Below are 4,264 nucleotides of genomic sequence, written 5' to 3' on the forward strand. Positions count from 1 at the left end.
GCAGGCGGCTGCGGGGGTGGCCGGGGTGATCAAGATGGTGCTGGCGATGCGGCACGGGGTGGTGCCGGAGTCGTTGCATGCGGGGACGCCGTCGTCGCATGTGGACTGGGACAGCGGAGCGGTGGCGCTCCTGGCGGAGCAGGTTCCGTGGCCGGAGACCGGTCGTGCGCGGCGGGCGGCGGTGTCGTCGTTCGGGATCAGCGGGACGAATGCGCACCTCGTCCTCGAACAAGGAACACCAGTGCCCGGGCCCGCGCCCGAGGCCGAACCGGATCTGGTCCCTTGGCTCCTGTCGGGCAAGACCCCGGACGCTTTGCGCGCTCAGGCCGGTCGGCTGCGCGCGTCCGGCCTGGCCGCCTCCCGGCTGGACATCGGCTTCTCCCTGGCCGCGGGCCGGACCATGTTCGACCACCGGGCGGTCGTGCTGACCTCCCCGGACTCCGCGCCGGACCTGGCCGCGCTGGCGGCGGGGGAGCCGTCGGAGCCGGTCGTCGAGGGTTCGGTGATCGGCGGGAAGACGGCGTTCGTGTTTTCCGGTCAGGGTGCGCAGCGGCTGGGGATGGGGCGGGAGTTGTATGCGCGGTTCCCGGTGTTCGCGGAGGCGTTCGACGGGGTTGTGGCGCTGCTGGACGGTCCGGTGCGGGAGGTCATGTGGGGCGAGGACGCCGAATTGCTGGTGCGGACGGAATGGGCGCAGCCGGCGTTGTTCGCGGTGGAGGTGGCGTTGTTCCGGTTGACGGAGTCCTGGGGCCTGCGTCCGGATTTCGTGGCCGGTCATTCGATCGGTGAGGTGGCGGCGGCGCATGCGGCGGGGGTGTTGTCGCTGGCGGACGCGGGTGCGCTGGTGTCGGCCCGTGCCCGGTTGATGGGCGAACTGCCGCCGGGCGGGGCGATGGCGGCTGTCGAAGCGACGGAGGCGGAGGTCGGGCCGCTGCTGGGCGACGGGGTGTCGATCGCGGCGGTGAACGGCCCGGAGTCGGTAGTGGTGTCGGGCGCCGAGGCCGAGGTGCTGGCGGTGGCGGCGGCGCTGGCGGACCGCAGGTCGTCGCGGCTGAAGGTGAGTCATGCGTTCCATTCGCCGTTGATGGAGCCGATGCTGGCGGAGTTCCGGGCGGTGGTGTCGGGGCTGTCGTTCGGCTCGGCGCGGATCGCGGCGGTGTCGACGGTGACCGGCCGGGTGGTCTCGGGCGAATGGGAGTCGCCCGAGTATTGGGTCCGGCAGGTGCGTGAGCCGGTGCGGTTCTCCGACGCCGTGGGCGCGCTGACCGGCGAGGGCGTGACGAAGTTCGCCGAGCTGGGTCCCGACGGCGTGCTGTCGGGAATGGTGCGGCTGTCGGCGCCGGACGACGCGGTCGTGGTTCCGTTGCTGCGCAAGGATCGTCCGGAGGAGTTTTCGGCGCTCCAGGGGTTGGCTCGGTTGCATGTGCACGGGGCCGAAGCGGACTGGCAGTCGTTGTTCCCCGGCGCGCGGCGGGTCGAGCTGCCCACCTACGCCTTCCAGCACCGGCGCTTCTGGCCGTCCGGCGCGGGAACCTCGCCCGGCGACGTCCGCGCCGCCGGGCTCGGCGTCCCGGAACACCCGCTGCTGGGCGCGGCCGTGCGGGTCGCCGGCTCCGGGACGGTGCTGTTCACCGGCCGTCTTTCAGTCCGCACGCATCCGTGGCTGTCCGACCATGTCGTGCTCGGCCGGGTCCTCGTGCCGGGGACCGCGCTGCTGGAACTGGCGGTCCGGGCAGGCGACGAGGTCGGCTGCGGCCGGGTCGAAGAACTGACGCTCGCGGCTCCGCTGGTCCTGTCCGAACAGGACAGTGTGCAGCTGCAGGTCGCGGTCGAGGCACCGGACGAGTCCGGCCGGCGCGCGGTGCACGTCTACTCGCGGTCCGCAGGCGCGGAAGACGGGCCGTGGACCCGCCACGCCGCCGGGGCGCTGGCAGTCGACGAGCACCACGCGGACAGCCAGCACGGCGAATGGCCGCCCGAGGGTGCCGAACCGGTCGAGCTGGCCGACTTCTACGAGCAGCGCGCCGCGGACGGCTTCGAGTACGGTCCGATATTCCAGGGCTTGCAAGCGGTTTGGCGTTCGAACGGCGAGGTCTTCGCCGAAGTGGCGCTCCCCGAGGACTCGGGCGCGGCGGCGTTCGGCTTGCATCCCGCGCTGCTCGACGCGTGCCTGCAGGCCGGCGCGTTCGACGGCAGGCCCGCGGACGATCCGTCGCGACGGTCGGTGCCCTTCTCGTGGACCGACGTGTCGGTCCACGCCCGGGGAGCCGCGGAAATCCGCGTCAAACTCGGCCGAGGCGCCGACGGCTCGACAGCGATCGCCGTCACCGACCAGACGGGCGCCCCCGTCGCGTCGGTCGGCGCGATGCGCGCCCGCGTCCTCTCCGCCGAGCAGTTCGGCCGCGCCGCTGTGGACCGTGATTCGCTCTTCGGCCTCGACTGGGTTCCGCTGGAGGCGGCCGGTGCCGCCGGGCTCGGCACCCCGATCGTGCTCGGCCCCGATCCGCTCGGACTCGCCGAATCGCTGCGGGCGGCCGGGTTCCCAGCCGAAGCGCACGCCGAGCTGGCCTCGCTCGGCGCCCCGGCCGGACCGGTGCTGGCGTCGCTGGCGGCCGCGCCCGGCGGGACACCCGAGCAGGTGCGCGCCGCGACCGCGGAAGCCTTGGCGCTGCTCCAGGAGTGGCTCGCCGGGCAACGGTTCGCCGATGCCCGGCTGGTCTTCGTCAGCCGCGGCGCGAACTCCGGCGAAGACCTCGCCGCGGCCGCGGTCCAGGGACTCGTCCGCTCGGCGCAGGGGGAGAACCCGGGACGGTTCGGACTGGTCGACCTCGACCGCCCCACCAGCCGCGGCGGCGAACCGGCCGAGCTGCTGGCGTCCGCGCTGTGCTCCGCGGAACCCGAGGTGGTCGTGCGTGAAGGGGCGGTGCTCGCGGGACGTCTCGTCCGCGTCGCCGCCGAAACACCGGCCGAGAGCTGGGACGAGAACGGAACCGTGCTGCTGACCGGCGGCACCGGCGGTCTCGGCGCCGTCTTCGCCCGGCACCTCGTCGCGGAGCGCGGCGTAAGGCGCCTGCTGCTGCTGAGCCGGCGCGGCCCGGCGGCCGAGGGAGCAGCGGAGCTGATCGCGGACCTTGCCGGCCTCGGCGCGGACGTGTGCGTCGAGTCCTGTGACGTGTCTGATCGCGCGGCACTGGCGGACGTCCTGTCGGCGATTCCGCGGGAGCATCCGCTGACGGCGGTCGTGCACACAGCGGGCGTCCTCGACGACGGCGTGATCGGTTCGCTGTCGCCGGAGCGGATGGACACTGTCCTGCGGCCGAAGGTCGACGCCGCGTGGCACCTGCACGAGCTGACCCGGGACATCCCGCTGTCGGCATTCGTGGTGTTCTCCTCGATCGCCGGTGTCTTCGGCAACGCCGGACAGGGAAACTACGCCGCAGGCAACGCTTTCCTCGACGCGCTGACGCGACGCAGGCGCGCCGAAGGACTCCCGGGGGTCTCCCTCGCCTGGGGGCCGTGGTCCGGCAGCGGCGGCATGACCGGTCACCTGGGCGAGGCCGGCCTGGAGCGCATCGCCCGCACCGGCGTCCCGCCGCTGTCGGCGGAGCGGGGAGCCGAACTGTTCGACGCGGCGCTCGCCTGCGGCGCGGCGGTCGTCGTCCCGGCCCGTCTCGACCTTCCGGCACTGCGCGCCCAGGAAGAAATTCCGGCGCTGCTGCGCGGCCTGATCCGGGCCCCGGCCCGGCGGGCCGGGGCGGCCGGGCTGCTCCGGCGGCTGACCGGCCTCGGCGAGGTCGAGCGGCGCGGCGAGCTGCTGGAGCTGGTGGGGGCGCAGGCCGCGGCCGTGCTCGGCCACGCCGGGTCCGGCGAGATCGACCCGGTCAGCGCGTTCCGCGATCTCGGCTTCGATTCGCTGACCGCCGTCGAACTCCGCAACCGGCTCGGCACCGCCACCGGACTGCGGCTGCCCGCGACGCTGGTCTTCGACTACCCGACTCCGGAGACACTGGCCGGACACCTGCTCGACACGCTGTTCGGGGGAGCGGACCCGGTCCGGTCGCAGACACCGGCGCCCGCCCCGGTCGAGGACGATCCGATCGTGATCGTCGGCATGGGGTGCCGTTATCCCGGCGGTGTCGATTCCCCGGAAAGCTTCTGGCAGCTGGTGGCCGAAGGCGTCGACGCGATTTCGGGCTTCCCCGAGGATCGCGGCTGGGATGTGGAGTCGTTGTACGACGCCGATCCGGATCGGCGTGGGACGTCC

The 4,264-nt window shown here is 73.5% G+C and carries 1 protein-coding gene; it reads left to right on the forward strand.

Annotated features, from left to right (window positions below; translation table 11 throughout):
* Positions 1–4,264 (forward strand): SDR family NAD(P)-dependent oxidoreductase (locus tag ACFSVL_RS31490; RefSeq protein ID WP_449224393.1); only part of this gene is annotated, 4,264 nt, incomplete at both ends.

The organism is Amycolatopsis silviterrae, assembly GCF_042684085.1.
Taxonomy (GTDB): Bacteria; Actinomycetota; Actinomycetes; order Mycobacteriales; family Pseudonocardiaceae; genus Amycolatopsis; species Amycolatopsis silviterrae.